Here is a 24,101-nt window from a genome sequence, read left to right on the forward strand (position 1 = left end):
ATGTGCGGAATCGTCGCTTACGTCGGGCCGAAGGATGCGGCGCCCATCCTGCTCGAAGGTCTCCAGCGGCTGGAGTACCGGGGCTACGACTCGGCCGGCCTCGCCGTCGTGAACGCCAAGAGCCTCAAGACGCGCAAGGTCAAGGGCCGGGTCGCCGACCTGGCGGCGGCGGTGCCCGCCAAGTTCAAGGGCACGATCGGCATCGGGCACACCCGATGGGCCACCCACGGCGCGCCGAGTGACGTGAACGCGCACCCGCACCTCGACCAGGAGCAGCGCATCGCCGTCGTGCACAACGGCATCATCGAGAACGCCGACGAGCTGCGCCGCCGTCTGGAGGGCGAGGGCGTGAAGTTCGAGAGCGAGACCGACAGCGAGGTGCTCTCGCAGCTCATCGGGCGGATGGTCAAGGAGACCGAGTCGCTGCGGGAGGCCGTGCTGCGGGCGCTGAAGAGCGTGGTCGGCACGTACGGCATCGCCGTGATCGACGAGCAGCGCCCCGGCGAGATCGTGGTGGCCCGCAACGGCAGCCCGATCGTGCTCGGCCTCGGCGAGAAGGAGATGTTCGCCGCCTCCGACGTCGCCGCGCTCATCCGCTACACGCGCCAGGTCGTCCACCTGGAGGACGGCGAGCTGGCGGTCATCAAGGCCGACGGGTTCAACACGTTCACCAGTGACGCCAGGGAGACGGCCAAGGAGCCGTTCACGGTCGACTGGGACGCCGGGCACTACGACAACGGCGGCTACGAGCACTACCTGCTCAAGGAGATCTCCGAGCAGCCCGACACGGTCGCCCGCACGCTGCGCGGCCGCATCGACGACCGGTTCCACATCGCCCACCTCGGCGGCCTCAACATGGACGCCCGCGAGATCCGTTCCTTCCGCCGCGTGAAGATCATCGGCTGTGGGTCCGCGTACTACTCGGGGCAGATGGGCGCGCAGCTCATCGAGGAGCTGGCCCGCATCCCCGCCGACGCCGAGCCCGCCTCCGAGTTCCGCTACCGCAGCCCCGTCGTGGAGCCCGACACGCTGTACGTCGCGATCAGCCAGTCGGGTGAGACGTACGACACGCTCGTGGCGGTGCAGGAGCTCAAGCGCAAGGGCGGCCGGGTGCTCGGCATCGTCAACACCGTCGGCAGCGCCATCGCCAGGGAGACCGACGGCGGCATCTACCTGCACGCCGGTCCCGAGGTCTCGGTGGCCTCGACCAAGGCGTTCACCTCCACGGCCGTGGCGTTCGCGCTGCTCGCCCTGCACCTCGGCCGCGTACGCGACCTGTCGCCGGCCGACGGCCGCAGGATCTGCGAGGGCCTGCGCCGGCTGCCCGAGCAGATCAAGGAGATCCTCACGCTGGAGGACCGGATCAGGGAGCTGGCGAAGAAGTACGCCGACTCGCCGGGCATGATGTTCGTCGGCCGGGTGCGCGGCTACCCGGTGGCCCGCGAGGGCGCCCAGAAACTCAAGGAGATCTCCTATGTCCACGCCGAGGCGTACCCGGCGAGCGAGCTCAAGCACGGCCCGCTCGCGCTGATCAGCCCCGAGCTGCCGACGGTCGCGATCGTCCCGGACGACGAGCTGCTGGACAAGAACCTCACCACGCTGGGCGAGATCCGGGCCCGGCACGGGCGCATCCTCATGGTCGGCCACCGCACCTCCGAGGCGGCCGACGACTGCATCGTGGTGCCCAAGAACGAGGTCGAGCTCGACCCCATCCTGCTCACGATCCCGCTGCAGCTGTTCGCCTACCACGCCGCCGTCGCCCTGGAGCGCGACGTCGACCGCCCGCGCAACCTCGCCAAGAGCGTGACGGTCGAGTAGGACCCGCTCATCCCGTACGGCCCGCGCCCGCCCGGCGCGGGCCGTACCGGCATGCGGTCACGGGGGCGGCATGCCGTGTTGGTCATAGGGAAGCGGCCGGGACGGGCGTGAATAGCAATTCCGTCTCCACGATGTTTCGGGTGCGAGCGCAGCCGAATTATGGCCACCGATGAGAACCGTGATCGGATCGCGACGAATAGCGCAGGGCCGACGTCGCAGCCGCATGCCTACAATCCCCAGGTAGCCCCGAAAGGCCTGCGGCTCCCGTCCCAATCCTTCCGCCAGGAGAGACGATGAATCTCCTCGAAGAGATCGACAACCTTGATTCGGAGACCGCTGTGGCGGCGGTTCGTAATCTGCGAATCGCGATGGAATATCACTGGGGTGTGACCGTCGACGAACGACAGGCGCGGGACGAGTTGGGGAAGGCCGAGGCGACCGGCCCATCGGGGGAACTTCTCGCGGCGATGCGGTCCGGCGCCGGTGACCAGGAGGAGACGGCGGACTGGAGTCGGAGCCTGCTCAAATACCTGGGGGCGGAGGAAGACCTCGCTCCGATGGTGCGGGAAGCGATCGAAGACGCGCAGGTCGCAGGGGTGAAGGATTTCGGACTCGGGTCCCTGATCGTCATCGGTGTCGTCCTGGTACTCCTGAAATACCGCCCCAAGAGGATTAAAACACCCACCTTGGAGATCGAGTGGGAGGACAATAAGGTGTCGGCCGTCGAGAACATCGCCACGCAAATGATCGCCGATGGCCCCCAGTGAGGGCGACGACATCCTTGCCGATCAGGCGGCGAGCAGCGTCAGGTCCCTGATCAGTCAGGCGTTGAACGAGGATCCGCCCGTCGCCCTGGATCCGGAGATCCTGGCGTTGTACGGGACGGCCTGCTGGGGGGCAGGACGTGTCGGTGAATCTGTCGCGGCCGACCGGCTGTGTGTGCGCGGAGGGCGGATCCCACAGCGAGTGCGTTTCAGGGCGGCGTTCTGGGCGTTGCACCGAGGTGACGGGGCGCTGGCGTTGCGGCATCTCGGGCAATTCGAGGAAGCGGATCCGGAGAACTCGGCGGTTCTGCTGGGGACCGCGTACGCCTTCTTCTACCTTGAGGAGTACCGCACAGCCGCTGGCGTGTTCCGGCGTCTGGAGCGGGAGCGGCCGCAACTGAGGAGTCCGGCGGCCATGGCGGTGGCGTGCGAGGCCTTGGCCGAGGGCAGAACGGACGTGGCCGTCACATTGCCGCCGCTGCCGGATCTGCCGGCCGGAGTCGGCGATGTCCTGCAAATCCGGTTGCTGCACGGTCCGCGCGCCGCGGCCGGGCACGCGTCGCGGCTGCGCGCCGTAAGGCCGGACTCCCTGCCGCTCACCCGCGTCCACTGTGAGTTTCTCGTGGAGGAGGAGGACCTCCCCGCGGCGGACGCGGAGGTGACCCGTGCCCTTCGGCGGTGGCCGGACGACGGGGTCCTGTGGCGGTGCAAGGGCGCCGTCCAGCAGGCGGCGGAGCCCGTGGCCGCGCTTACCTGCTTCACCAGAGCCGTCGAGCTGGCACCGGCCGACCCGGAGAGCAGGTTCGGCATGGCAGCGGTGCTGCGCACGCTGGGCCGGGACGCCGACGCCCAGCGGGCGTACCGGATCGGCGTATACCTCGACCCGGACGATCCGCGCCAGGACATGTCCGGCGGCTCTTCCGTCCCTGGGGACCTGCTGGAATGAGCGATCCGCTGGAACTGTCAGGGCTGCCGCGCCCGTCGGAGATCCTCGCACCCTACGAGTCCGCGGTCGCCGAGGCATTGCGGTACGTGCTGAGCACGAACTCGCTCGCCGAATCGGTGACCGATCTGGTGGAGGTCGCCGGCCGGGTCGGCGAGCACGACCGGCGGCAGGTGCTGCTGCTGCTGAAGGCCGTGGTGGCGAGAATGCCCGGGGCGCGCTCCACTTACGAGAACGCCCGGCGGACGCTTGCCGACGGGAAAGGGGAGCGGATCGCCCCCGACGCCCTGCCCTTGGCGCTGGAATTCCTGAAGCTCTTCGCATGGCTGTTCGCTGGCGACGGCGACACGGGGGAGGGCCTGCGGTGCTTCGACGTGGCGGCTCGGCTGGCACTTCGGGCGCCAAGTCGCCTGCATTCCACCATCGTGCTCTATCAGCGCGGAGTCTACGCGGCCGCTCACCTCCCGTTGACCGAGGCGGTTTCCCTGCTCGCGGAGAGCGTGCGCGGTTTCCGTGAACTTGGCCATACCGAGATGGCGGAGGCCGCCGAGCTGACGTGGGCCCGCCACGCGGCGGCTCTCATGCGGGACGGCGAGGCCGCGCACATGGGACTCGATCCCCGCACCCCGCGCGCGGTGCGGATCGTCATGGCCGCCCTGATCGACGGCGCCTCGTCCAGAGGGGATCTGCGAGAGGCTGCGCGTCACCGCGACATGGCCCGCGGGCTGCCCCGGGAGTCAGCCGACCCGGTGGAACGTCGAGAGATTGCGGAACTTCTCCTGGCCGAGGCGGCGCTGGAACGCCGCCTCGGCGACTTCGAGCAGGCAGACATCCTGCTCGAGCGGGCACGGGCACTCGACGCGGAGGCCGATGCCCGCGGATCCCGCTGGCAGGACTTCTACTTCATGCGTGACCTCGGCATGAACGAGCATGCCGTCGCACTACTGCAGGTCCTGCCAAAAGGACCGGGCGCCGAATATCAGAGGGGGGCGCTGGATTTCGAAGAAGGGGACACCGCGAGCGCGGCGCGGCATTTCGAGGCGGCTCTGGCGACGACCAGGGACCCTCAGCTGGCCACCGACTGCAAGGCGATGCTCGGAATGACCCTCCCCGACGCTCGCCAGGCTCACAGGTTCCTTTTCGAGGCGATTGCCGAATACCTGGCGGACGGGAGGACTCTCGATCACGCAATTTCTCTGTCCCACCTTGCCGCGCTGTTTTTCGTCGCGGGGGCGGCGGAGGCCGATCGCGGCCTTCCTCCCGGGATGGTGCCGGACCTGCGCCGTGCCTACCGGCACCTGGAGTACGCCCTGGCCGTCGCGGCCGACCATGGCGCCACGGGGTTCGCCACCACCCTCGACCAGAACATGGCCGTACTCGCGGACACACTCGGACGCCCGGACGCGGCACTGCGGCACCTGTTGAACGCGATCGACCGCATCGAGCGGACCTATCTGTTGCTGACCAGCGAGGAACGCGCGGACGTGTACCTGGCGAACCGGTCACACCTCTACGACCACGCCATCTCGGCCGCTGTGGATAGCGGCCTGCCGGACATCGCGCTGCACCTGCTGGAGCGATACAAGGCACATCGCTTCTACCGCGAGATACCGGTCACACCGACCGATGAGGAACTGGCGGCACGGCTTGCACTCGTACGCAGCCTGCGCCGGCGCGTACGTACCACGGCGGCTCTCACCCTTGAGCAGCAGGAGACCCTGAACGGGCTGGAGCGGCGCTTGCTGGCGGAGGCGGAGGAGTTGGACCTTATACCGATGTCTGTGCCCCGGCTGCGGGCGATCGTGTACGGAGAGCCCGTTCCCGCGGCGGAACCGGCTCCCAAGCCGCCACCGTTGTTCGAGCCCGGGCGCTGGACGGGGGGCGCGGTCGACTGTGAGAACTGCAAGATCTTCAACAAGATCGGCTCGCGGTTCTGCTCGGCCTGCGAGGCGCTGCTGACCCGTACGGAAACCGCCGACGTGGGGGAAGACGTCAAGCACTTCCTCCGGGCCTCAGCTATCGCCGAGGACGGATTCGAGCCGCTCGAGCAGGAACGATGGGATGCCGCGCTGCCGCTCTTCGTGCAGGCGTGGGAACTGAGCGGGAGACAGGAGTGGGCCTTCTACGTCGCGCTGTGCCTGCTCGGTTTGGGGGAGGTGTCCACTGCCGAGGAGGTGCTGGACGCTGTGACGGATGACCAGTTCGCGGCGATCCTTCCCTTGTGGCGGATCCCCGTTCCGCCGTCCGCTGTGGCCGCGGCCCGGCGCGACTACCGCGAGAGCCCGGCCTCGGCGCCCCTGATAGCGCGGTCACTGGTGCGAGCGGCGAGGAGCGAGCCGTGAACGCGCCGGTGCTCGTGGACTTCCACCTCAGTGGTCGCGAGATCCGGTTGTTCTGGCTGGACCCGCGGGAGGGTGGGACGCGGGTGGTGACCATGGACGGTCTGCAGGAGGACCTTCGGGCCGCGGCGGATGTGATCCGGCGGTTCTCCTATAACGTCAACTCGAACAAGCCCGAGCGCACCTCCGATATGGCGTGGACGGAACCTCTGGGTGAGCGACTGCTTGCGCCGCTGCTCCGCGCCGTTCCCGAAGGCTCGACACTTGTGATCGCACCGCACCAGCGGCTGCACGACGTGCCGGTGCACCTGCTGAAGGTCGCCGGCTGGCCCGTCGGCCTGCGCTATCCCGTTTCGTATGTGCCGAGTCTTTCCCTGTACGGCGCCCTGCGTAGACGCGGTCCACGGGTCAAAAGCGGTGCGCCCGTCGCTTTCGCCACGGCCTACGCCGAACAGGCCGGGAAGGTCGCCGATGCCTTCACCGCCGCTCCCGAGGCGTTCGCGGCACGTGCGGGCGGGCGTGTCTTCCTTGGCGCCGAAGCGTCACGCGAGTCGCTTCTCTCCTCGGCCCCCGAGGCGGACATTGTCTACCTGTCCTGTCACGGGGCATTCTCCTCGATCGACGCGGCCGATTCCGCGTTGCTCCTCTCGCATGAGGGCCGTCAGCCCTCACGTGGCCGGCCCGACGACCCGGCTCACCGGCTGACGGTACGGGACGTGCTCGGCCTGGACCTCAAGGCCCGGCTGCTGATCCTCGACGCCTGCATGTCCGGCCGGCAGCATTTCAGAATGGGAGATGAACCGCTCGGGTTCCCCGCCGCCCTCCTGCTCGCCGGGGCGCAGGCGATCGTCGCGGCCAACTGGTCGGTCGACTACCGGGCCGCTGAGGTCTTCATGTCCGCACTGCTGGACAACTGGATCGGCGGTGGTCCGATCGGTGCGGCGATGCTGGCGGCTTACCGTGAAACGCACCGGAAGTTCCCCCATCCCTTCCACTGGGCGGGTTTCAGCCTGCATGGGGACGACCGGTTGCACTACGAGGGCGGTTCGCCGCCGCTTCCGTCCCGAGGTGGCTCGGAATCTTCTGCGGCGCCTGCCCAATCCTCCGGCTCGCAGCACCGATCGCCGCAGCCCTAACGTCCGTTATGTGGTGACATGGTGTAGTTACTCATAGTCTGTGCGTGTAAGGGACTCTTCGGGCAGGAGGGTGCCGACATGCGACGCCGTACGGTCCTCGCGCTGGGGGTCCTGGCCCTCGCGGGCGCGTGCGGCGTCCAGGCGCCGCCGCGCCGGTGGGGGGAGTTGTCCCTGACCGTCCCCCGTCCGCCGGGCGGGTGCGGGGACGGCGTCGCCGCCGGGTTCAAGGCCCTCGTCGAGGGGCGGGGCTGGGCCCGGGCTGTCCAGATCAGGTGGGAGGCCGGCGGCGGGGCGGCCCTCGCCCGGCCGGCCGGGCCGCGGACCGGCCTGGTGGTCGCCGATTCCGCGTTGCTCGCCGCCTGCGCGCTGGCCCGCGACCCGCTCCTGGTCGCCAGGGCCGTCCCGCTCGCGCGGCTGGCGGGGGAGTGGGAGGTGCTCGTCGCCTCGCCCGAATCGGGCTACCGCACGTTCGAGCAGTTCGCCGCCGCGCTGCTGCGCCACCCGGGCGGCCCCAGGGTGGCCGGCGGCGCCGACCGGGGTCCGGAGCACCTGCTGCTCGGCATGACGGCGCAGGGCCTGGGGGCCGACCCGCGGCTGCTCGACTACGTCGCGTTCGGCAGCAGAGCGCAGGCCGTCGCCGCGGTCCTCGACGGGCGGGTCGCGCTCGGGTTCGGCAGCAGGCGCGAGGTCGCCCCCCACGTCCGCGCCGGACGGCTGCGGCCGCTCGCCGTCTCCTCCGCCGAGCGGCTGCCCGGGGTGGACGCGCCGACGCTGTCGGAGTCGGGCGTACGCGTCGTGTACGCCGACTGGACCGGGCTGGTCGCTCCGCGCGGCACGCCCGGGCAGGACGCCCTGCTCGACCTGTGCCGGGCCGTCACCGCCACCCCGGGGTGGCGGAGCCTGTGCGAACGCAACGACTGGACGCCGATGTGGCTCGACGGCGACGACTTCCGGCAATGGCTGACCGGCGAGGCGCGCCGTACGGCCCTGCTGCTCAATGATCTCGGACTCCGCTGAAAAGCACAACTTGTGGGGGCAGTTGCGGGAAGGGCCACAAGATGTAGGATCCATCGCGTCGCTGGTTTACCTTGGTGAGGCAAGAGGGAACCCGGTGCGAATCCGGGACTGCCCCGCAGCGGTGAGCGGGAACGACCGCCGTCACACGGCACGGTGTCTGCATGCACCATGTCGTGAAGCACTGGGCGCCGGCGCGCCCGGGAAGCGACGGCCAGTAGGACCGGCGGGCGCGAGCCCGGCCGGACGCCCGCGAGTCCGAAGACCTGCCGGTGACGCGCGCGCATGGGCGCGCGCCCCGCGCCGGGCCCCGAGGGAGGGCTCGCCGCCGTCCGCCACGGGCCACCTGCTGGCCTCTCGTGCGCGTGCGCCGCGGCATGCCCCTCCTCCGGTCCGGCCGGGCCAGGAGACGACGAGGAGAGGGCATCTGATGACGATCACCGACCCGGTCTCCGCGTCCGCGGACCCCGTGTCAGGGGAAGGCGGCGCGCGGGACGCGGCGGCCGTGTGGCAGGCCATCGAGGAGGCGGCGGCCGGGGTCATCGCCGACCCGGAGAACTCACGCCGGGCGGCCCGGCTGCTGAGCGGGCTGATCGCGGAGGAGGCGGCGGCCGAGGGGGTGCGCGCGTTCTCCGAGTCGGTCGCGGCCGCCCACGCGGCCGGGCTGCTGGGCGACGCCGTCGCCGCGTTCGTGGCCGACGAGGCCGCGGCGCTCGACGCGCTGATCGACCCGGCGGCCGACGACCGGTTCGAGTACTTCGGGCTGCGCACGGTCTACGACCGCTACCTGCTGCGCCACCCGGTCACCCGGCGCGTGCTCGAACGCCCGCAGCACTTCCTGCTGCGGGTCGCCTGCGGCCTGTCGGCCACGGTGGCCGAGGCGGCCGAGCTGTACGGCCTGATGTCCACGCTGGCCTACCTGCCCAGCTCGCCGACGCTGTTCAACTCGGGCGCGCGCCGGCCGCAGTTGTCGTCGTGCTTCCTGCTCGACTCGCCCCGCGACGAGCTGGAGAGCATCTACGAGCGGTACGGCCAGGTGGCCCGGCTGTCGAAATACTCCGGCGGCATCGGCGTCGCCTGGACGCGGGTGCGCTCGCGCGGCTCGCTGATCCGGGGCACCAACGGCCTGTCCAACGGCATCGTCCCCTGGCTGCGCACGCTCGACGCCTCGGTGGCGGCCGTCAACCAGGGCGGCAGGCGCAAGGGCGCCGCCTGCGTCTACCTGGAGACCTGGCACGCCGACATCGAGGAGTTCCTGGAGCTTCGCGACAACACGGGCGAGGAGTCGCGCCGCGCCCACAACCTCAACCTGGCCAACTGGGTGCCCGACGAGTTCATGCGCCGGGTCGAGGCGGACGGCACGTGGTCGCTGTTCGACCCCAAGGAGGCCCCCGAGCTGACCGACCTGTGGGGCGAGGCGTTCGACGCCCGCTACCGCGAGCTGGAGGCCGCCGGGCGATACGTCCGGCAGGTGCCGGCCCGGGCCCTGTACGCCCGGATGATGCGCACGCTCGCCCAGACCGGCAACGGCTGGATGACGTTCAAGGACGCCGCCAACCGCACCTCCAACCAGACCGCGCTGCCCGGCAACGTCATCCACCTGTCCAACCTGTGCACCGAGATCCTGGAGGTCACCAGCGACGGGGAGACGGCCGTGTGCAACCTCGGCTCGGTCAACCTCGCCGCGCACCTGACCCCCGAGGGCGACGCCGTCGACTTCGGCAGGCTGCGCGCCACGGTCCGCACCGCCGTACGGTTCCTGGACCGGACGATCGACCTCGGCTTCTACCCGACGCCGGAGGCGGAGGCGGCCAACCGGAAATGGCGGCCGGTGGGGCTCGGCGTCATGGGCCTCGCCGACGTGTTCTTCGCGCTGCGCCTGCCGTTCGACTCGCCCGGGGCGCTGGCGCTGTCCACCCGCGTCGCCGAGGAAATCGCGCTCGCGGCGTACGGCACCTCGGCCGACCTGGCCGTCGAGCGCGGGCGCCACCCGGCGTACGAGCAGACGCGGGCGGCGGGCGGCGTCCTGCACCCGGACCACTACCCGTGCTCCCCGGCGCACCCGGAGGAGTGGGCGGCGCTGCGGGCCAGGATCGCGGAGACCGGGCTGCGCAACTCCCTGCTGGTCGCGATCGCGCCGACGGCCACGATCGCCTCGATCGCCGGCTGCTACGAGTGCGTCGAGCCGCAGGTGTCCAACGTCTTCAAGCGGGAGACGCTGTCGGGAGAGTTCCTCCAGGTCAACCGGTATCTCGTCCGCGACCTCCAGTCGCGGGGCCTGTGGAACCGGCCGACGCGCGACGCGATCAAGCTCAACGACGGCTCGATCCAGGACATCCCCGCCATCCCCGACGAGCTGAAGACGCTCTACCGCACCGCCTGGGAGCTTCCCCAGAAGGCGCTGATCGACATGGCCGCCGCGCGGCAGCCGTACATCGACCAGTCGCAGTCCCTCAACCTCTTCATGGCCGCCCCCACCATCGGCAAGCTCTCCTCGATGTACGCCTACGCCTGGCGGTCGGGCCTGAAGACCACCTACTACCTGCGCTCCCGCCCGGCGACGCGGATCGCCCAGACGACCGTGCCGGCCGTCACCCCCGCCGTGCCCGATGAAGGGGCCGTCGCCTGCTCCCTGGAAAACCCCGAAATCTGCGAGGCGTGCCAATGAGAACGATGCTGCTCGACCCGGGCATGGATCTGACCCTGCGCCCGATGCGCTACCCCGGGTTCTACGAGAGGTACCGCGCGGCGATCAGGAACACCTGGACGGTCGAGGAGGTCGACCTCGCCTCCGACCTTGCCGACCTCGCGACCCTCGACGAGGGGGAGCGGCACCTGATCAACCGGCTCGTGGCGTTCTTCGCGACCGGGGACTCGATCGTGGCCAACAACCTGGTGCTGAACCTCTACCAGCACGTGAACGCCCCGGAGGCGCGGCTCTACCTGAGCCGCCAGCTGTTCGAGGAGGCGGTGCACGTCCAGTTCTACCTGACCCTGCTGGACACCTACCTGCCCGACCACGACGAGCGGGTCAAGGCGTTCGCCGCGGTCGAGCACATCCCGTCGATCCGCGACAAGGCCGAGTTCTGCTTCCGCTGGATCGACTCGATCAGCGAGCTGAGCCGGCTGGAGACCCGGGAGGACCGGCGGGCCTTCCTGCTCAACCTCATCTGCTTCGCCGCCTGCATCGAGGGGCTGTTCTTCTACGGCGCCTTCGCGTACGTCTACTGGTTCCGCTCGCGCGGCCTGCTCGGCGGCCTGGCGACCGGCACGAACTGGGTGTTCCGCGACGAGTCGATGCACATGGAGTTCGCCTTCGACGTGGTGGACACCGTACGCCGCGAGGAGCCGGACCTGTTCGACGACGAGCTGGCGGCCCGGGTGACGCGGATGCTGGAGGAGGCGGTCGCCGCCGAGCTCGCCTTCGCCCGCGACCTGTGCGGCGACGGGCACGGCGTGATGAGCGCCGGCAACATGCGGCGCTACCTGGAGTACGTCGCCGACCGCAGGCTCGCCCGGCTCGGCCTGCCCGTCCGGTACGGCACGGACAACCCCTTCCCGTTCATGGAGTTCCAGGACGTGCAGGAGCTGGCGAACTTCTTCGAGCGCCGGGTCTCGGCCTACCAGGTCGCCGTCGAGGGTGACGTCAGTTTCGACGAGGCCTTCTGATCTGTCTGTTTTCGGCGCTCCCGAAAAGGGCAAAGGGAACCCCATGACGACGACAGGGGGCGCCGTCACAGCGGCAGCGTGGAACTGGGCGACCTTGGCGATCGCCGTGACCGCCGCGATCGTCGCGGTGGAACTGGTCCGGCGGGTGCTGAAATCACGCCTCATAGGGGAGCGATGGGCGCTCGCCGGGCCGTTCGCGCGCCGGTGCACCTGGCCGGGGTTCGCCTCGGCCGTGGTGGGCACCGTCAAGGCCGCCTACGACCCGGACATGCCCGGGTCGGACTCGCGCGGCTTCCAGCAGATGCTCTCGCTGCTGTTGATCGCCTGCGTGACCTGGCTGCTGATCCAGGCGGCGTACGCGGTGACCGACGTCGTCCTCGACCGGCTCACGCGGGTCGAGGGCGAGCGCAACCGCCGCGCCCGGCGCATCCGCACCCAGATCGCGCTGGTGCGCCGGGTGTCGGCGGCGGTCGTCGTGGTGCTCGCGCTGGGGGCGATGCTGTTCACGTTCCCGCAGGTGCGAGCCCTGGGCGCGGGGCTGCTCGCCTCCGCGGGGATCGCCGGCGTGGTGGGCGGCATCGCGGCCCAGTCCACGCTCGGCAACATGCTGGCCGGGCTACAGCTGGCCTTCAGCGACGCGCTGCGGCTCGACGACGTGGTCGTGGTGGAGGACGAGTGGGGCCGCATCGAGGAGCTGACCCTCACCTACGTGGCGCTGCGCCTGTGGGACGAGCGGCGGCTCATCCTGCCGGTGTCCTACTTCACCGCCAACCCCTTCGAGAACTGGACGCGCCACGAGAGCCGCATCCTCGGCAGTGTGTACCTCCGCGTGGACTGGTCGATCCCGGTCGAGGAGGTCCGCACCGAGCTCTACCGGGCGCTGCGGGAGAACCCGCTGTGGGACCAGAAGGACTGGACGCTGCAGGTCACCGACATCACCCCGGAGGGACTGGTCGAGCTGCGCGCGCTGATGAGCGCGGCCGACTCGGCGAGCGCCTTCGACCTGCGCTGCGACATCCGGGAGCACCTGGTGAAGTTCATCCGCGAGAAGTACCCCGAGAGCCTGCCACGCCTGCGCCTCGAAACCCCGGCACGCTGAGCGTCCCCGTCCGGTGTCTCGGAACCGGGCCGTGCGACCGGCGGCGGTGTCAGGGGGTGCTGGACGGGCGCAGGAGCCTGCTCGCGCCCGCGATGAGCGCGGTCGCGAGGATCCACCCGGCCGCGACCAGCCCGTTCGCCAGCCACTGGGTCCATCCGGCCGGCTCCCAGGCGCCCCGCTGCTCGAACACGCTCACCGGCACGAGCAGGTCGAGCGTGTAGACGAACGCGTTGAAGTGGCGCGACTCGTCCAGCCCGATCTGATGCGGGGGCCACCGCGTGAAGATCGCCGTGCCCGTCGCGAGGAGCAGCGCGGCCCACAGGCCGGCGAGCCAGGGCCGGTAGCCGTACCCGACGAGCCCGTCGAGCAGGCGGCCCCACAGCCGCCCGGGCAGCCGCAGCGTCCGCCGCCGCGCCCGCTGCCGGGCCAGCAGCACCCGGCGCGCGTCCGGCTCGTGCCCGATGCGCCGGTAGTAGGCGGCCAGCTGCTCGTACGGCTGCGGCCGGTAGCCCGCGGGGTCGCGCCGAAGCCAGGAGAGCCGGTCCGCCAGCGTCGCGGGCCCGCGCAACGAGTCGTACGTCAGCTCGTTGAGCCGCACGTCGCCCGGATAGCTGTCCGGACGGTCGAACAGCACGCCGAAGCGGGAGTAGGCGAGGTTGACCTCGCCCTCGATCGACTCCGGCAGCAGGATGAGCTCGTCCGCCTGGATGTGGCTCAGGTGCAGCACCCGGCCGGGCGCCCGTAGCACCGCGCCGCTGAACGACAGGACCCCGCCGATGCGCGCGCCGCGCAGCCGTACGGTCCCGTGGGCGGTGAAACCCGCGCCGAGTTCGGCCGCGGCGGCCTGCAGGTGGTCGGCGTGGACGGCGGGCGTGCCGTCCACCGCCACGACGGCGCCCTGAAGGTAGAGCCCGCTGGAGAAGCGTGCGCCGATCAGCCGCAGCCCGCCGGTGGCCCGTATGTCGCGCAGGAAGGCGCTGCCGTCCACCACGAGCCCGCCGGCCCACAGCGCGACCGACTCCCAGGTCCGCGGCTCCTCCGATCCCTCCGGCCCGTTCCAGCCGCCCAGCTCCCACGGCGCCGCCCCCGGCGCCCGGTACGGCATGGCGCCGGGGGTGCCCAGCCGGGTGCCGGAGAGCCGGAGCTGCCCGGTCACGTGGGCGTTGTCCAGGCGCACCCCCGCGTGGACGACCGATCCGTCGAGGTCGAGGAGCCCGTCGACCGTGGCGCGGCTGGCGCGGAAGTGGAGGACGTCGCAGCGTCGCAGCCGTACGCCCCTGGTCTTGGCGTCGGCGAGCGAGACCGTTCCGGCGATGTGGCAGTCGAGCAGATGGACCTTCGTCTCGATCGTGGCGTCGGACAGGTTGAGATCGCCGGCGATCCGGGCCCCGGCGAGCCGGACACCCGGCACCGAGGACGATCCGCCGGCGGTCCGGTCGAGCACCAGGGCGGAGATCACCTCGGCGCGGACCACCCGGGAGCGGCCCCACGTGCCGCCGGACGAGGAGTCCGTCTCCCGGCCGTGGCGGAGGTCGACCCAGGCGCCGGTGGGGTAGGCGTCCCACAGGCGTCGCTCGGCGGGGGTGAGCCGGCGGAAGGGGGGCCGTGATCTTCCCATGGGCCGACGATACCGTCGATCTTCGCGAGGGCCGGCGCCGCGGCGGACCGGCCCGCCTGCCGCGGAGAGCGTGACACCGGGGGAGAGGGAGCGCCATGGGCAACCATCCGAACGGGCGCGTGCGGGCGCGCTCGCTGGGCGTCGTCGTCGGCCCGTCGCCGACCGGCCCGCTGAACGCGATCACCGACGTCGACGGGGTCCTGGTGGGTCACACCACGATCGACGACGGCGCCGACCTCCACACCGGGGTCACCGCCGTCGTCCCCCACCAGCTGATCGCCGGGCGCCGGGGGCTGCCCGCGGCCGTCTACGCCGGCAACGGGTACGGCAAGCTGGTCGGCTCGACCCAGGTCGACGAACTCGGCGTGCTGGAGTCACCCGTCGTCCTGACCGCCACGTTGTCGGTGTTCCGGGCCGCCGACGCGCTGCTCACCTATCTCATGGACCGCCGCCCGGACGGGCTCTCCTTCAACCCCCTGGTGGGAGAGACCAACGACGGCTTCCTGTCCGACATCCGGCGCCGCCCGATCACCGAACGGCACGTTCTCGACGCGCTGGAGGGAGCGTCCGGCGGGCTGCCCGGGGAGGGCTGCGTGGGGGCGGGGACCGGGACGACGGCCCTGGGGTTCAAGGCCGGCATCGGCACCTCCTCCCGGCGGCAGGTGGTGGACGGGGCTCAGGTCACGGTCGGCGTGCTCGTCCAGGCCAACTTCGGCGGCGTGCTGACCGTCCGCGGTGTCCCGATGCCGGTCGGCGAACTCATCCCGGGGGCCGTTCGGCACGAGCAGACCGGCGGCTCCTGCATGATCGTGGTGGCCACCGACGCGCCGCTCGACGCGCGCCGGCTCGGCCGCCTCGCCCGCCGGGCGGTCTTCGCGATGGGCCGTGTGGGCGCGTCGTACTCCAACGGCAGCGGCGACTACGCGATCGCCTTCACCACGGCGCCGCCGCGGCTCCCGCTCGTGCCCGACGAGGCGCTGAACCCCGTCTTCGCCGGGGTCATGGACGCGGTCGAGGAGGCACTGCTCGACTCCCTGTTCACCGCGACCACGACCACCGGTTTCCGCGGCCGGACGAGCCATGCGGTCCCCTACGACCGGCTCCCGGGCGTGGCCGGCCGGACCACGCCCGCCTGAGCGCCGCCGGCACGGCCACGCGGAGCGGTTAGGAGCCGCAGTCGCAGCAGCACCCGTCCCCGCAGCAGCAGCCGTCCCCACAGCAACCGTCGCCGGAGCAGCAGTCGGAGCATGCCGAGCAGCCGTCGCAGCATCCCGAGCAGTCGGGGCAGCAGTCGCACCGGTCGCAGAAGCAGCGGTCGTGCCACGGCGCGCTCCGGTAGGTGCTCCACGGAGGGCGGTAGAGCCCGCAGGTCAGGAAGATCGCCGCTCCGGCGGCGGCCGTCAGCGCGATCCCCGGGGGTACGCCCGGCGGCCGCCCGGGGGGTTCGGGCGGCCCGTCGGGCGGCCCGTCGGGCGGGGCGCCGGACGGCGCCGTGGGGGATTCCCCGGCCGGCGCGTGGCGCGTCGAGCAGGCGGCGCCGTGGGCGCGCGTCCCGAAGGCCCGGTCGACGGCACGCCGGGTCTCGCCGCACAGCAGCGCCTCGACCAGGTGCCGCTCCTCCAGATCGAGGTCGCGTACGGCGAGGCGCAGGCCGTGCAGCGCCTCCTCGCACACGCGTCGCGCCTGTGCGGGGGAGGTGCCGGTCGCGTCGAGGGGGTTGTACGCCCCGCGCGCCCGGTCCTCGGCGAGGTCCTCCACCGCGTCGATCACGTGCGCGATCCGGCCGAAGAAGCGCCCGGCCTCGCGCAGGCTCTCGGCGTTGCCGGGCCGGCCCGCGAGCACGGCCGTGTGCGCGAAGGCCGCGGCCACGGCGGTCTCGGTGGGCTCGGTGACGTCGAGCAGGGCGCGCCCGGGGGACGCCTCCAGCAGCGCCTGGCGGGCGGAGACCTCGGTCAGGACGGTCGTGTCGAAGCCGATCGCCTCCGCGCCGCGCCGGGCGGCGGAGGCCCAGGCGGCGGCCGTCGCGCGCATCGGGACACCGGCCACGCGCCGGGCCGCGATCCCGTCGCCGTCGGACGCGTGGTCGCGGATCTTGCCGGCGGCCAGGGCCAGCGAGACCACGGCGGCCAGGCGGGCGCCCCGGTCGTCCGACCGCACCACCTCCGCCGAGCGGAAGCCGCGCAGCGCGCAGGGCCCGGCGGTCCGCCGGTTCGGCCCGCCCCCCGTCCGTGACTGTGTTCGTGATTGGGCCCGCGATTGGGCCTCGGTCAGCACGGACAGGATGAGGCCGTCGTAGTTGGTCGCCATGCGGGCCAGCTGCCCGTGCCGGTCCCGCAACGTCAGGCAGAGCCCGCACAGGTGCGCGCGCCAGGCTTCGTGGACGGACGGGCAGGAGTGGCGGGCACACGGCCGGAGGATCCCGAACACCCAGAGACTCCTTGGGGGTCATGCGTACGGGATCATCCCGTTGCGCGGCGATTATGCCATCAGGGGCCGGGACCCTGCCGGAGGAGCCGGGCGGGCGGCCTGCACAATCGAGGAATGGAAGTTACCGACGGGTTCGAACTGACCATCGAGCAGTACGTCGCCACCCTCACCCTCAACCGGCCCGCCAAGCGCAACGCCGTGACCGCGGCCATGTGGCGGGCCCTGCCGGGCATCCTGGCGGATCTCGCCGCGGACCCGAAGGTACGTGTCCTCGTCCTTACCGGAGCCGGGGAAACTTTCTGTTCTGGTGCCGATATTTCGGAAATTCATGAGCTTGGGGATAACAACGATGACACCGGTCTCACCGTTGTCGCGGAGCGCGCGCTGGTGACCTTTCCCAAACCCGTGATCGCGATGATCGAGGGATACTGCGTCGGCGGCGGATGCCAGCTCGCGCTCGCGTGTGATCTGCGCGTCGCGGCGGCCGGGGCCCGCTTCGGTGTCACCCCGGCCAAGCTCGGGATCGTCTACCCGCTCAGCTCCACGCGGCGGCTCGCCGAGGTCGCCGGGCCCGCCACGGCGAAGCTCCTGCTCTTCTCGGCCGAGCTCATCACCGCAGATCACGCCTTACGTACCGGCCTCGTCGACGAGGTGTGCCCGCCGGAGGATCTGCGCGAGCGCGTGTACGGCCTGGCGGCCACGATGGCCGGCAGGTCCCGGCTCACGCTGACGGCCGCCAAGCAGATCATCGACGGCCGGGCCGGGGAGGCCGAGGTGCGCGCCTGGCAGCGGGAGGCACGGGAGAGCGGCGAATTGGCCGAAGGCGTCCGGGCATATCGGGAGGGGCGTTCCCCTGGATTCTCTTGGGATGCAAAATAGGCATAAACGGGACTCGCAGTGGTAATGACCCTGTGAGGTGTGAGATGTCGCAGAATCTATTCGCCAGGCTCGCTCGCTGGCTGGGACTAGACAGGAATCCGCTTCGGCGCCGGTGCGACCGGGTCGAAGCGGTGGTCCGGCTTGCCGCGGTGCTGGGAGTCGTGGTCGCGATCGTGCTCGGCGTGATGCTCGGCATCCGCGAGTACGGCAAGGGCCTGAGGACCGAGGCCCAGCAGGCGCACGACCGGCATCAGGTCGTCGCCACGCTGACGGGCGATGTGACGGCGCCCCGGCTGTCGGTGGCCGGAGCGGCGGTCGGGCACGCCCAGGCCGCCTGGGTGGCCCCCGACGGCACGGCGAAGGCCGGGGTCATCGAGGTCCCTCCCAGCAGGCGGGCGGGCGACACGGTGCGCATCTGGACCGACGACGACGGCGTGATCGCACCCCGGCCACAGGACCGGGAGACCACGGTGGTCGCCGCGCTGACCGTCGGCACGGGCGTGCCGCTGGCCGCCACCGCGATCCTCGCGCTGCTGGCCACCTGCACCCGCCTGGTCAACCAGCGCCGGGCCCGCAGGGTGTGGGAGGCCCAGTGGACCGTGGTCGAGCCCATGTGGCGGATCAACGGCCGCTGAGCGCGCTCACGACGCAGGGCCCACGACGCAGGGGCCCACGCAACGCTTCGTGACGCCCCGGCAGGCGCACGTGGTCCTCGTGGGCGACGTGGATGATGCCGGCCGGGTCTTCGGCCGCCTCGACGATGCCTGAGCGACCGCTGTGGGGCTCGTATTCCTCCCACCCCCGCACAGGGGTCTCAGCGGGCAGGCCGTAGGTCGCCTCGTAGGCGCGCGCGGCCGGAGGTCCCGCCGGGTGAAAGTTTCAGCGACAAGACGTGCGGCGAGCGCCGATCGTCACCGGAAACCGCTCTGACCACCACCACCTACGCCCGGACACGGTGCCGTCGCCGTACGGTGACGCATAACGCCTGGATCGCCAAGCGGGGCCTACGTGATATGAAGCCGAAAATCAAAATCGTTTCACTGCGTGCGTGACTTGTCCGCCTGTACGCCATCGAAGGGCCGTGTCACATGTCTGTGGCTGACCTGTCAGACGCCAAGCGAGAACTGCTGCGACGCAGGTTGCGGGCCCGCTCCGCACGCGATCCCATTCCCCGGCGCCCGGAGGGCGTCGAACCCCCGATGTCCCCGGCGCAGGAGCCGCTGTGGTTCATGGAGCAATTCACGCCGGGCACCACCACCTACACCCTGGTACTCGCCGTACGGTTACGTGAGCCGCTGGACGAGGACCGGCTGGCCCGCGCGCTCGCCGCGCTGCCGGCCCGGCACGAGGGCCTGCGCCAGCGGTTCCCGGCGACCGAGGAGGGCAGGCCCGCCGTCCACGTCGTGGACACGACGGAGGTGCCGCTGAACCGCACCACGGCGGTCACGGACGAGGAGGCGATCGCGCTCATCGGCGCCGAGACCGCCATCCCGCTGGACCTCACCCGGGGCCCGCTGCTCAAGTGCGTCGTCGTCAGCAAGGGCGAGGACGAGCACATCGTCGCCCTGCTGGTGCACCACATCGTGGCCGACGGCCAGTCGTTGCACCTGCTCATGCGCGACCTGCTCGCGCTCTGCCGCGGCGAGGAGCCGCCCGCGCCCGCCGTACGCTTCGGCGACGTCGCCGTGTGGCAGCGTGAGCGGTCTCTCGACCGGGAGCTGGACTACTGGTGCGGGGAGCTGGCCGGGCTGCCGCGCCTCGAACTCCTCACGGACCGGCCCCGTCCGGCGCTTCAGACACTCGACGGCGCGACCCACGTACGCTCCCTCGCGCCGGATCTGGTGGACGGTGTCGCCTCGCTGAGCCGGGACCACGGCGCGAGCACGTTCATGACCCTGCTGGCCGCGTACCAGGTCCTGCTCTCCCGGCTGACCGGCCAGGACGACTTCGCCGTCGGCGTGCCGGTGGCCGGGCGGAGCAGACCGGAGTTCGAGGACGTCGTGGGCATGTTCGTCAACGTGCTGGCGATACGGGCCCGGCTGGACGGCGAGCCCACGTTCGCCGAGCTGCTCGCCCGGACCAGGGGCACGGTCCTCGCCGCGCTCGATCACGAGGAACTGCCCTTCGCCCAGCTCGTCGACGCCCTCGGCGTGCCGCGGGACACCAGCAGGCCGCCCCTGATCGACACGATCTGCACGATGCACGAGTTCGCCCCCGGCGACGGGACCGAGGTCCTCGCGCTGGCCCCCACGTCGACCAGGCACGACGTGGAGCTGTACGCCGTGCCCACCGACGAGGGGGGCCTGCACTGCGCGTTCACCTACCGGCCCGAGCTGTTCCGCGAGAGCACGATCGCCCGGATGGCCGGGCAGTTCGAGGACCTGCTGCGCGCGATCGTGCGCGATCCGCACGTCCCGATCAGCCGGCTGCCGCTGACGGGCGACGACGCGCTGATCGCCGGTTGGAACGCGACCGGCGCGGACTACCCGGACACCGCCACCCTGCACGGCTTGATCGAGGAGCAGGTCGCCCGCACCCCCGAGGCCGTCGCGGTGACCTTCGGCGGGCAGTCGTGGACGTACCGGCAGCTCGACGAGCGGGCCAACCGGATCGCGCACCGCCTCGTGGGGCTCGGCGTGGAGCCGGGCAGTCTGGTCGCGGTCTGCGCCGAACGCTCGCTCGACCTGGTCGCCGCACTGCTCGGTGTGCTCAAGAGCGGCGCGGCGTACGTGCCGCTCGACCCCGGCTACCCCGCCGACCGGCTGGCGTTCATGCTGTCGGACTCGGGCGCGCCCGTCGTGCTGACCCAGCAGGACCTGGCCGAGCGGCTGGTCACCGGCGGCGCCGTCATCCTGCCGCTCGACCTGGACGCCGTATGGGACGGGCTGCCGGCGACCACACCCGGGGTGAGGGGCGGGCCCGGCACGGCCGCGTACATGATCTACACCTCCGGCTCCACCGGCCGGCCGAAGGGCGTGCCCAACAGCCACCGTGGCATCGTCAACCGGATCGACTGGATGCAGAAACGGTTCCGGCTCACCGATGCCGACGTGGTGGTGCAGAAGACACCGGCCGGGTTCGACGTCTCGGTGTGGGAGTTCTTCTGGCCGCTGCTCACCGGCGCGCGGCTTGTGCTGGCCGAGCCCGGTGGCCACCGCGACCCCGCGTACCTGCGTGACCTGATCAACGCCGAGCGGGTGACCGTCCTGCACTTCGTGCCGTCCATGCTCGGCGCGTTCCTCGCCGAAGAGGGCGTGGAGACCTGCACCTCGCCGCGCGTCATCGTGTGCAGCGGGGAGGAACTGCCCGTCGACCTGGCTGAGCGCTGCCTGCGCACGCTCCCGGCCGAACTGCACAACCTGTACGGCCCCACGGAGGCGGCCGTCGACGTCTCCGCCTGGCAGTGCACGCTGTCCGCGCTGGCGGGCCGGGCGAGGGTGCCGATCGGCTCGCCCATCCAGAACATCACGCTGCACGTGCTCGACCGCCACGGCGAGCCCGTGCCCGTGGGGGTGCCCGGCGAGCTGTACATCGGCGGCGTGGGCGTCGCACTCGGCTACCACGCCCGCCCGGAGCTGACCGCCGAGCGGTTCGCCGGAGGCCGCTACCGCACCGGCGACGCGGCCCGCTGGCTGCCGGACGGCACGGTCGAGTTCCTGGGCCGCCTCGACGGCCAGGTCAAGCTGCGCGGCCTGCGCATCGAGCTCGGCGAGATCGAGGCCGTGCTCCGCGAGAAGGCCGGTGTGCGGGACGCCGCGGTGATCGTGCGCGAGGACGTGCCCGGCGACCCCCGGCTGGTCGCCTACCTCACGGGCGACGCCGTGCCCGAGCCGGCACAGGTGCGCGCGGCGATCAGGGGCACGCTGCCGGAGTACATGCTGCCGTCGATGTTCGTCCTGCTCGATGCCCTTCCGCTCACGCCGAACGGCAAGCTCGACCGGGCCGCCCTGCCGGTCCCGCAGGTCCAGGCCGACGTGCCGTACGCCGAGCCGGAGACCGAGACCGAGCGGGCCGTCGCGGCCGTATGGGCCGACGTGCTGGCGGCCGAGCGGATCGGGGCCGACGACGACTTCTTCGATCTCGGCGGCCACTCGCTGCTCGCCGTCCAGGTCGTCGCGAAGCTCCGCAGGGCGCTCCCCGCCGGGTCGGCGCAGGTGGGGCTGGTGGACATCTTCACCTACCGGACCGTGCGCGAACTGGCGGCCTACGCCGGTTCCGGCGAGGAGGGCCCGCGCCCGCTGCTCCAGCGGCTCACGCCGGCACGTACGGCGAGCGTCACCTACGTGTGCGTGCCGTACGGGTCGGGCAGCGCCGTGGTCTACCAGCCGCTGGCCGACGCCCTGCCGGCCGACCAGGCACTGTACGCGCTCGCGATCCCCGGCCACGACGTGGGCCTGGACGAGGAACCGATGGAGTTCGCCGAGCTGGCCGCCCGCGCCACCGAGGAGATCCTCGCCATCGAGGGTCCCCTGGTGATCTACGGCCACTGCGGGGTCGGCGCCGCGCTCGCGGTCGAGCTGGCCGCCAGGGTCGAGGCGGCGGGCCACGCGGTGGACGCCGTCTACGTCGGGGCGATCTTCCCGTTCGCCCGGCCGCGCGGGCTCATGCGTGCACTGTCGAGAATCGGGGAGTTCGACCGCCTTCGAAGCAGCCAGACCGACATCAACCGTCTCAAGGCCCGTGGGGTGGACCTTGAGGAGCTTGATCCCGGCGTGGCCGACCGCATCATCCGTACGATGCGCCACGACTCCAAGGCCGCGGAGAAGTACTTCACCGGGCTGTTCGACGCGCCGGACCGGCCACGGTTACGCGCTCCGATCATCTCGGTGGTCGGCGAGCGCGACCCCGCCACCGACTTCTACACGGAGCGCTACCGCGAGTGGGGCTTCCTCACCGACGTCACGGCGCTCGTCGTACTGGACGAGGGCGGCCACTACTTCCTGCGCTACCGCGCGGAGGAACTGGCCACCGCCCTGCGCACCCACACCCACTTAGAGGTTTCCGACCGCTCGGGCAACCCCTCGTGGTGGGTGCACGCGGTCTCGCGCGGGTCCGCCACGCCCGGGGTACGGCCCAGCATGGGCCGCTTCCTCACGATCTCCGCCGGGCAGCAGCTCTCGATGATCGGCTCGGCGCTCACCGGGTGGGCCCTGCCGCTGACCGTCCTCATGGACTCCGGTTCGATCGGGCAGTTCACCACGCTGGCCGTGCTCAACCTGGCCGGGCTGCTGATCTCCCCGCTGGCCGGGGCGATCGTGGACCGGGCGGACCGGCGGCGCGTGATGCTGTTCGCCGACTGCGCCTCGGCCGGGATCCAGGCCGTGCTGGCCGGGCTGCTCCTCTTCGGCGACGTACGGATCTGGCAGATCTACCTGCTGATCGTCAGCCTGTCGATGGCGACGAGCTTCCAACGGCTGGCCTATCAGTCGGCGGTGCCGCAACTCGTCCCCAAGCACTATCTCGGTCACGCCATCGGTGTCACCCAGATGACCAACGGTGTCGCGCAGCTCGTCGTCCCCCTCGTCGCGGCCGGGTTGCTGGCCTGGATCGGGCTCGGCGGCATCGTGGCGATCGACATGGCGAGTTATGCGTTCGCCATCGTCACGGTGCTGCTGGTCCGCTTCCCCGACACGCTTCCCTGGCGGCCGCGCGAGCCGCTGGCCACGGAGATCGCCAAGGGCTTCACGTACACCTGGCACGACCTGGGCCTGCGCTCGACGCTGGTGTTCTTCGCCGTGCTCAACGTGTTCCTGTCCCCGCTGCTCCTGCTGGTCTCGCCGCTGGTGCTCTCCTTCGCCACGCTCAAGGAAGTCAGCGTGATCTCGCTGGTGTCGGGGCTCGGCGTCATGCTCGGCGGGCTGACCATGTCGCTGTGGGGCGGTCCGCGCCGCGGGCGGTTCCGCGGTGTGCTGGCCTTCGCCGTTGCCATCTCGGCAGGCGGCGTCGTCACCGGCCTCGCCCCGTCGCTTGTCGTGGTCGGCGTGGGGGCGTTCGTGCTGACCTACTTCCTCACGCTGATGAACGGCATCTACGTCACGATCGTGCAGATCAAGGTGCCCGCGCGGTTCCACGGGCGGGTCTTCGCGCTCAACACGCTGGTCGCCTGGTCGACGCTGCCCGTCGGCATCGGCCTGGTCGCCCCGCTCGGCACCGCGCTGTTCGACCCGATGCTGGCCCCGGGAGGGGCGCTCGCCTCGACCGTGGGCGCCCTGATCGGGGTGGGCCCCGGCCGTGGGATCGCCTTCCTCTATCTGGTGTGCGCGCTGGGCATGCTCCTCGTGGCGGCCGGCGCCCTGCGGGTGAGGCGGCTGGCCCGCCTCGACACCGAGATGCCGGACGCGCTGCCCGACGACCTCGTCGGGGTCGAGGCCATCCAGCGTCGCGCCGCCGCCTAA

At 71.5% G+C, this 24,101-nt stretch carries 15 protein-coding genes and 1 riboswitch; of the genes, 13 read left to right on the plus strand and 2 right to left on the minus strand.

The window, feature by feature from the left end; translation table 11 throughout:
- From glmS to HHX41_RS10725, 9 genes are all read left to right on the plus strand, one after another.
- A complete protein-coding gene (gene glmS / locus HHX41_RS10685) occupies window positions 1-1,818 on the plus strand; it encodes a glutamine--fructose-6-phosphate transaminase (isomerizing) (RefSeq protein ID WP_182905819.1) in 1,818 nt (605 codons plus the stop codon).
- A 293-nt stretch (window positions 1,819-2,111) separates the two neighbouring features.
- Window positions 2,112-2,585 carry a hypothetical protein gene (locus HHX41_RS10690; protein WP_182905820.1) on the plus strand — a complete coding sequence of 158 codons (474 nt, stop codon included), beginning with the start codon at window positions 2,112-2,114 and terminating at the stop codon, window positions 2,583-2,585.
- Window positions 2,572-3,528, plus strand: a complete 957-nt coding sequence (locus HHX41_RS10695) for a hypothetical protein (protein WP_182905821.1) — start codon at window positions 2,572-2,574, stop codon at window positions 3,526-3,528. The genes HHX41_RS10690 and HHX41_RS10695 overlap by 14 nt, the downstream gene beginning before the upstream one ends.
- Window positions 3,525-5,867 carry a tetratricopeptide repeat protein gene (locus tag HHX41_RS10700; RefSeq protein WP_182905822.1) on the plus strand — a complete coding sequence of 781 codons (2,343 nt, stop codon included), beginning with the start codon at window positions 3,525-3,527 and terminating at the stop codon, window positions 5,865-5,867. The genes HHX41_RS10695 and HHX41_RS10700 overlap by 4 nt, the downstream gene beginning before the upstream one ends.
- Window positions 5,864-7,000 carry a CHAT domain-containing protein gene (locus HHX41_RS10705; RefSeq protein WP_182905823.1) on the plus strand — a complete coding sequence of 379 codons (1,137 nt, stop codon included), beginning with the start codon at window positions 5,864-5,866 and terminating at the stop codon, window positions 6,998-7,000. The genes HHX41_RS10700 and HHX41_RS10705 overlap by 4 nt, the downstream gene beginning before the upstream one ends.
- A 78-nt stretch (window positions 7,001-7,078) precedes the next feature.
- Complete coding sequence (locus HHX41_RS10710; RefSeq protein ID WP_169983289.1) at window positions 7,079-8,017, plus strand: tripartite tricarboxylate transporter substrate binding protein; 939 nt, start codon at window positions 7,079-7,081, stop codon at window positions 8,015-8,017.
- 45 nt (window positions 8,018-8,062) lie between these two features.
- Window positions 8,063-8,303, plus strand: a riboswitch (cobalamin riboswitch).
- Between the two features lie 141 nt (window positions 8,304-8,444).
- Entirely contained in the window at window positions 8,445-10,682 is a 2,238-nt protein-coding gene (locus HHX41_RS10715; protein ID WP_182905824.1) for a ribonucleoside-diphosphate reductase subunit alpha, read from the plus strand.
- Window positions 10,679-11,683 (plus strand): ribonucleotide-diphosphate reductase subunit beta, encoded by a 1,005-nt coding sequence (locus tag HHX41_RS10720; protein ID WP_249350183.1) that lies wholly within the window; start codon window positions 10,679-10,681, stop codon window positions 11,681-11,683. Before HHX41_RS10715 ends, HHX41_RS10720 begins: the two co-directional genes overlap by 4 nt.
- Before the next feature lie 43 nt (window positions 11,684-11,726).
- On the plus strand, window positions 11,727-12,782 hold the full coding sequence (locus HHX41_RS10725) for a mechanosensitive ion channel family protein (RefSeq protein ID WP_169983287.1): 1,056 nt from the start codon (window positions 11,727-11,729) through the stop codon (window positions 12,780-12,782).
- Window positions 12,783-12,831: 49 nt separating this feature from the next.
- Here the strand turns inward: HHX41_RS10725 and HHX41_RS10730 are convergent, their stop codons facing one another.
- Entirely contained in the window at window positions 12,832-14,400 is a 1,569-nt protein-coding gene (locus HHX41_RS10730; protein WP_182905825.1) for a hypothetical protein, read from the minus strand.
- A gap of 95 nt (window positions 14,401-14,495) precedes the next feature.
- Here HHX41_RS10730 and HHX41_RS10735 point away from each other — a divergent pair, with 95 nt between their 5' ends.
- Window positions 14,496-15,536: a P1 family peptidase gene (locus HHX41_RS10735; RefSeq protein ID WP_182905826.1), complete on the plus strand. Its 1,041-nt coding sequence runs from the start codon at window positions 14,496-14,498 to the stop codon at window positions 15,534-15,536.
- 28 nt (window positions 15,537-15,564) lie between these two features.
- On the opposite strand, the gene HHX41_RS10740 is transcribed toward HHX41_RS10735, so the two are convergent.
- Window positions 15,565-16,827 (minus strand): DUF5685 family protein, encoded by a 1,263-nt coding sequence (locus HHX41_RS10740; RefSeq protein WP_182905827.1) that lies wholly within the window; start codon window positions 16,825-16,827, stop codon window positions 15,565-15,567.
- Window positions 16,828-16,941: 114 nt separating this feature from the next.
- Between HHX41_RS10740 and HHX41_RS10745 the strand changes: the two genes are divergently transcribed.
- From HHX41_RS10745 to HHX41_RS10755, 3 genes are all read left to right on the plus strand, one after another.
- Window positions 16,942-17,706 carry an enoyl-CoA hydratase/isomerase family protein gene (locus HHX41_RS10745; protein WP_182905828.1) on the plus strand — a complete coding sequence of 255 codons (765 nt, stop codon included), beginning with the start codon at window positions 16,942-16,944 and terminating at the stop codon, window positions 17,704-17,706.
- 44 nt (window positions 17,707-17,750) lie between these two features.
- Window positions 17,751-18,341 carry a hypothetical protein gene (locus tag HHX41_RS10750; protein WP_182905829.1) on the plus strand — a complete coding sequence of 197 codons (591 nt, stop codon included), beginning with the start codon at window positions 17,751-17,753 and terminating at the stop codon, window positions 18,339-18,341.
- Between the two features lie 453 nt (window positions 18,342-18,794).
- Entirely contained in the window at window positions 18,795-24,101 is a 5,307-nt protein-coding gene (locus HHX41_RS10755; protein ID WP_182905830.1) for a non-ribosomal peptide synthetase/MFS transporter, read from the plus strand.

Origin of the sequence: Microbispora sp. H13382, from assembly GCF_014161445.1 — a bacterium.
Classification (GTDB): Bacteria; Actinomycetota; Actinomycetes; order Streptosporangiales; family Streptosporangiaceae; genus Microbispora.

What these genes read in the sequence shown, in the direction of transcription:
- glmS (WP_182905819.1), top strand. Translation starts at nt 1, where the DNA reads ATGTGCGGAATCGTCGCTTACGTCGGGCCGAAGGATGCGGCGCCCATC.
- HHX41_RS10690 (WP_182905820.1), top strand. Translation starts at nt 2,112, where the DNA reads ATGAATCTCCTCGAAGAGATCGACAACCTTGATTCGGAGACCGCTGTG.
- HHX41_RS10695 (WP_182905821.1), top strand. Translation starts at nt 2,572, where the DNA reads ATGGCCCCCAGTGAGGGCGACGACATCCTTGCCGATCAGGCGGCGAGC.
- HHX41_RS10700 (WP_182905822.1), top strand. Translation starts at nt 3,525, where the DNA reads ATGAGCGATCCGCTGGAACTGTCAGGGCTGCCGCGCCCGTCGGAGATC.
- HHX41_RS10710 (WP_169983289.1), top strand. Translation starts at nt 7,079, where the DNA reads ATGCGACGCCGTACGGTCCTCGCGCTGGGGGTCCTGGCCCTCGCGGGC.
- HHX41_RS10715 (WP_182905824.1), top strand. Translation starts at nt 8,445, where the DNA reads ATGACGATCACCGACCCGGTCTCCGCGTCCGCGGACCCCGTGTCAGGG.
- HHX41_RS10720 (WP_249350183.1), top strand. Translation starts at nt 10,679, where the DNA reads ATGAGAACGATGCTGCTCGACCCGGGCATGGATCTGACCCTGCGCCCG.
- HHX41_RS10725 (WP_169983287.1), top strand. Translation starts at nt 11,727, where the DNA reads ATGACGACGACAGGGGGCGCCGTCACAGCGGCAGCGTGGAACTGGGCG.
- HHX41_RS10730 (WP_182905825.1), bottom strand. Translation starts at nt 14,400, where the DNA reads ATGGGAAGATCACGGCCCCCCTTCCGCCGGCTCACCCCCGCCGAGCGA.
- HHX41_RS10735 (WP_182905826.1), top strand. Translation starts at nt 14,496, where the DNA reads ATGGGCAACCATCCGAACGGGCGCGTGCGGGCGCGCTCGCTGGGCGTC.
- HHX41_RS10745 (WP_182905828.1), top strand. Translation starts at nt 16,942, where the DNA reads ATGGAAGTTACCGACGGGTTCGAACTGACCATCGAGCAGTACGTCGCC.
- HHX41_RS10750 (WP_182905829.1), top strand. Translation starts at nt 17,751, where the DNA reads ATGTCGCAGAATCTATTCGCCAGGCTCGCTCGCTGGCTGGGACTAGAC.
- HHX41_RS10755 (WP_182905830.1), top strand. Translation starts at nt 18,795, where the DNA reads ATGTCTGTGGCTGACCTGTCAGACGCCAAGCGAGAACTGCTGCGACGC.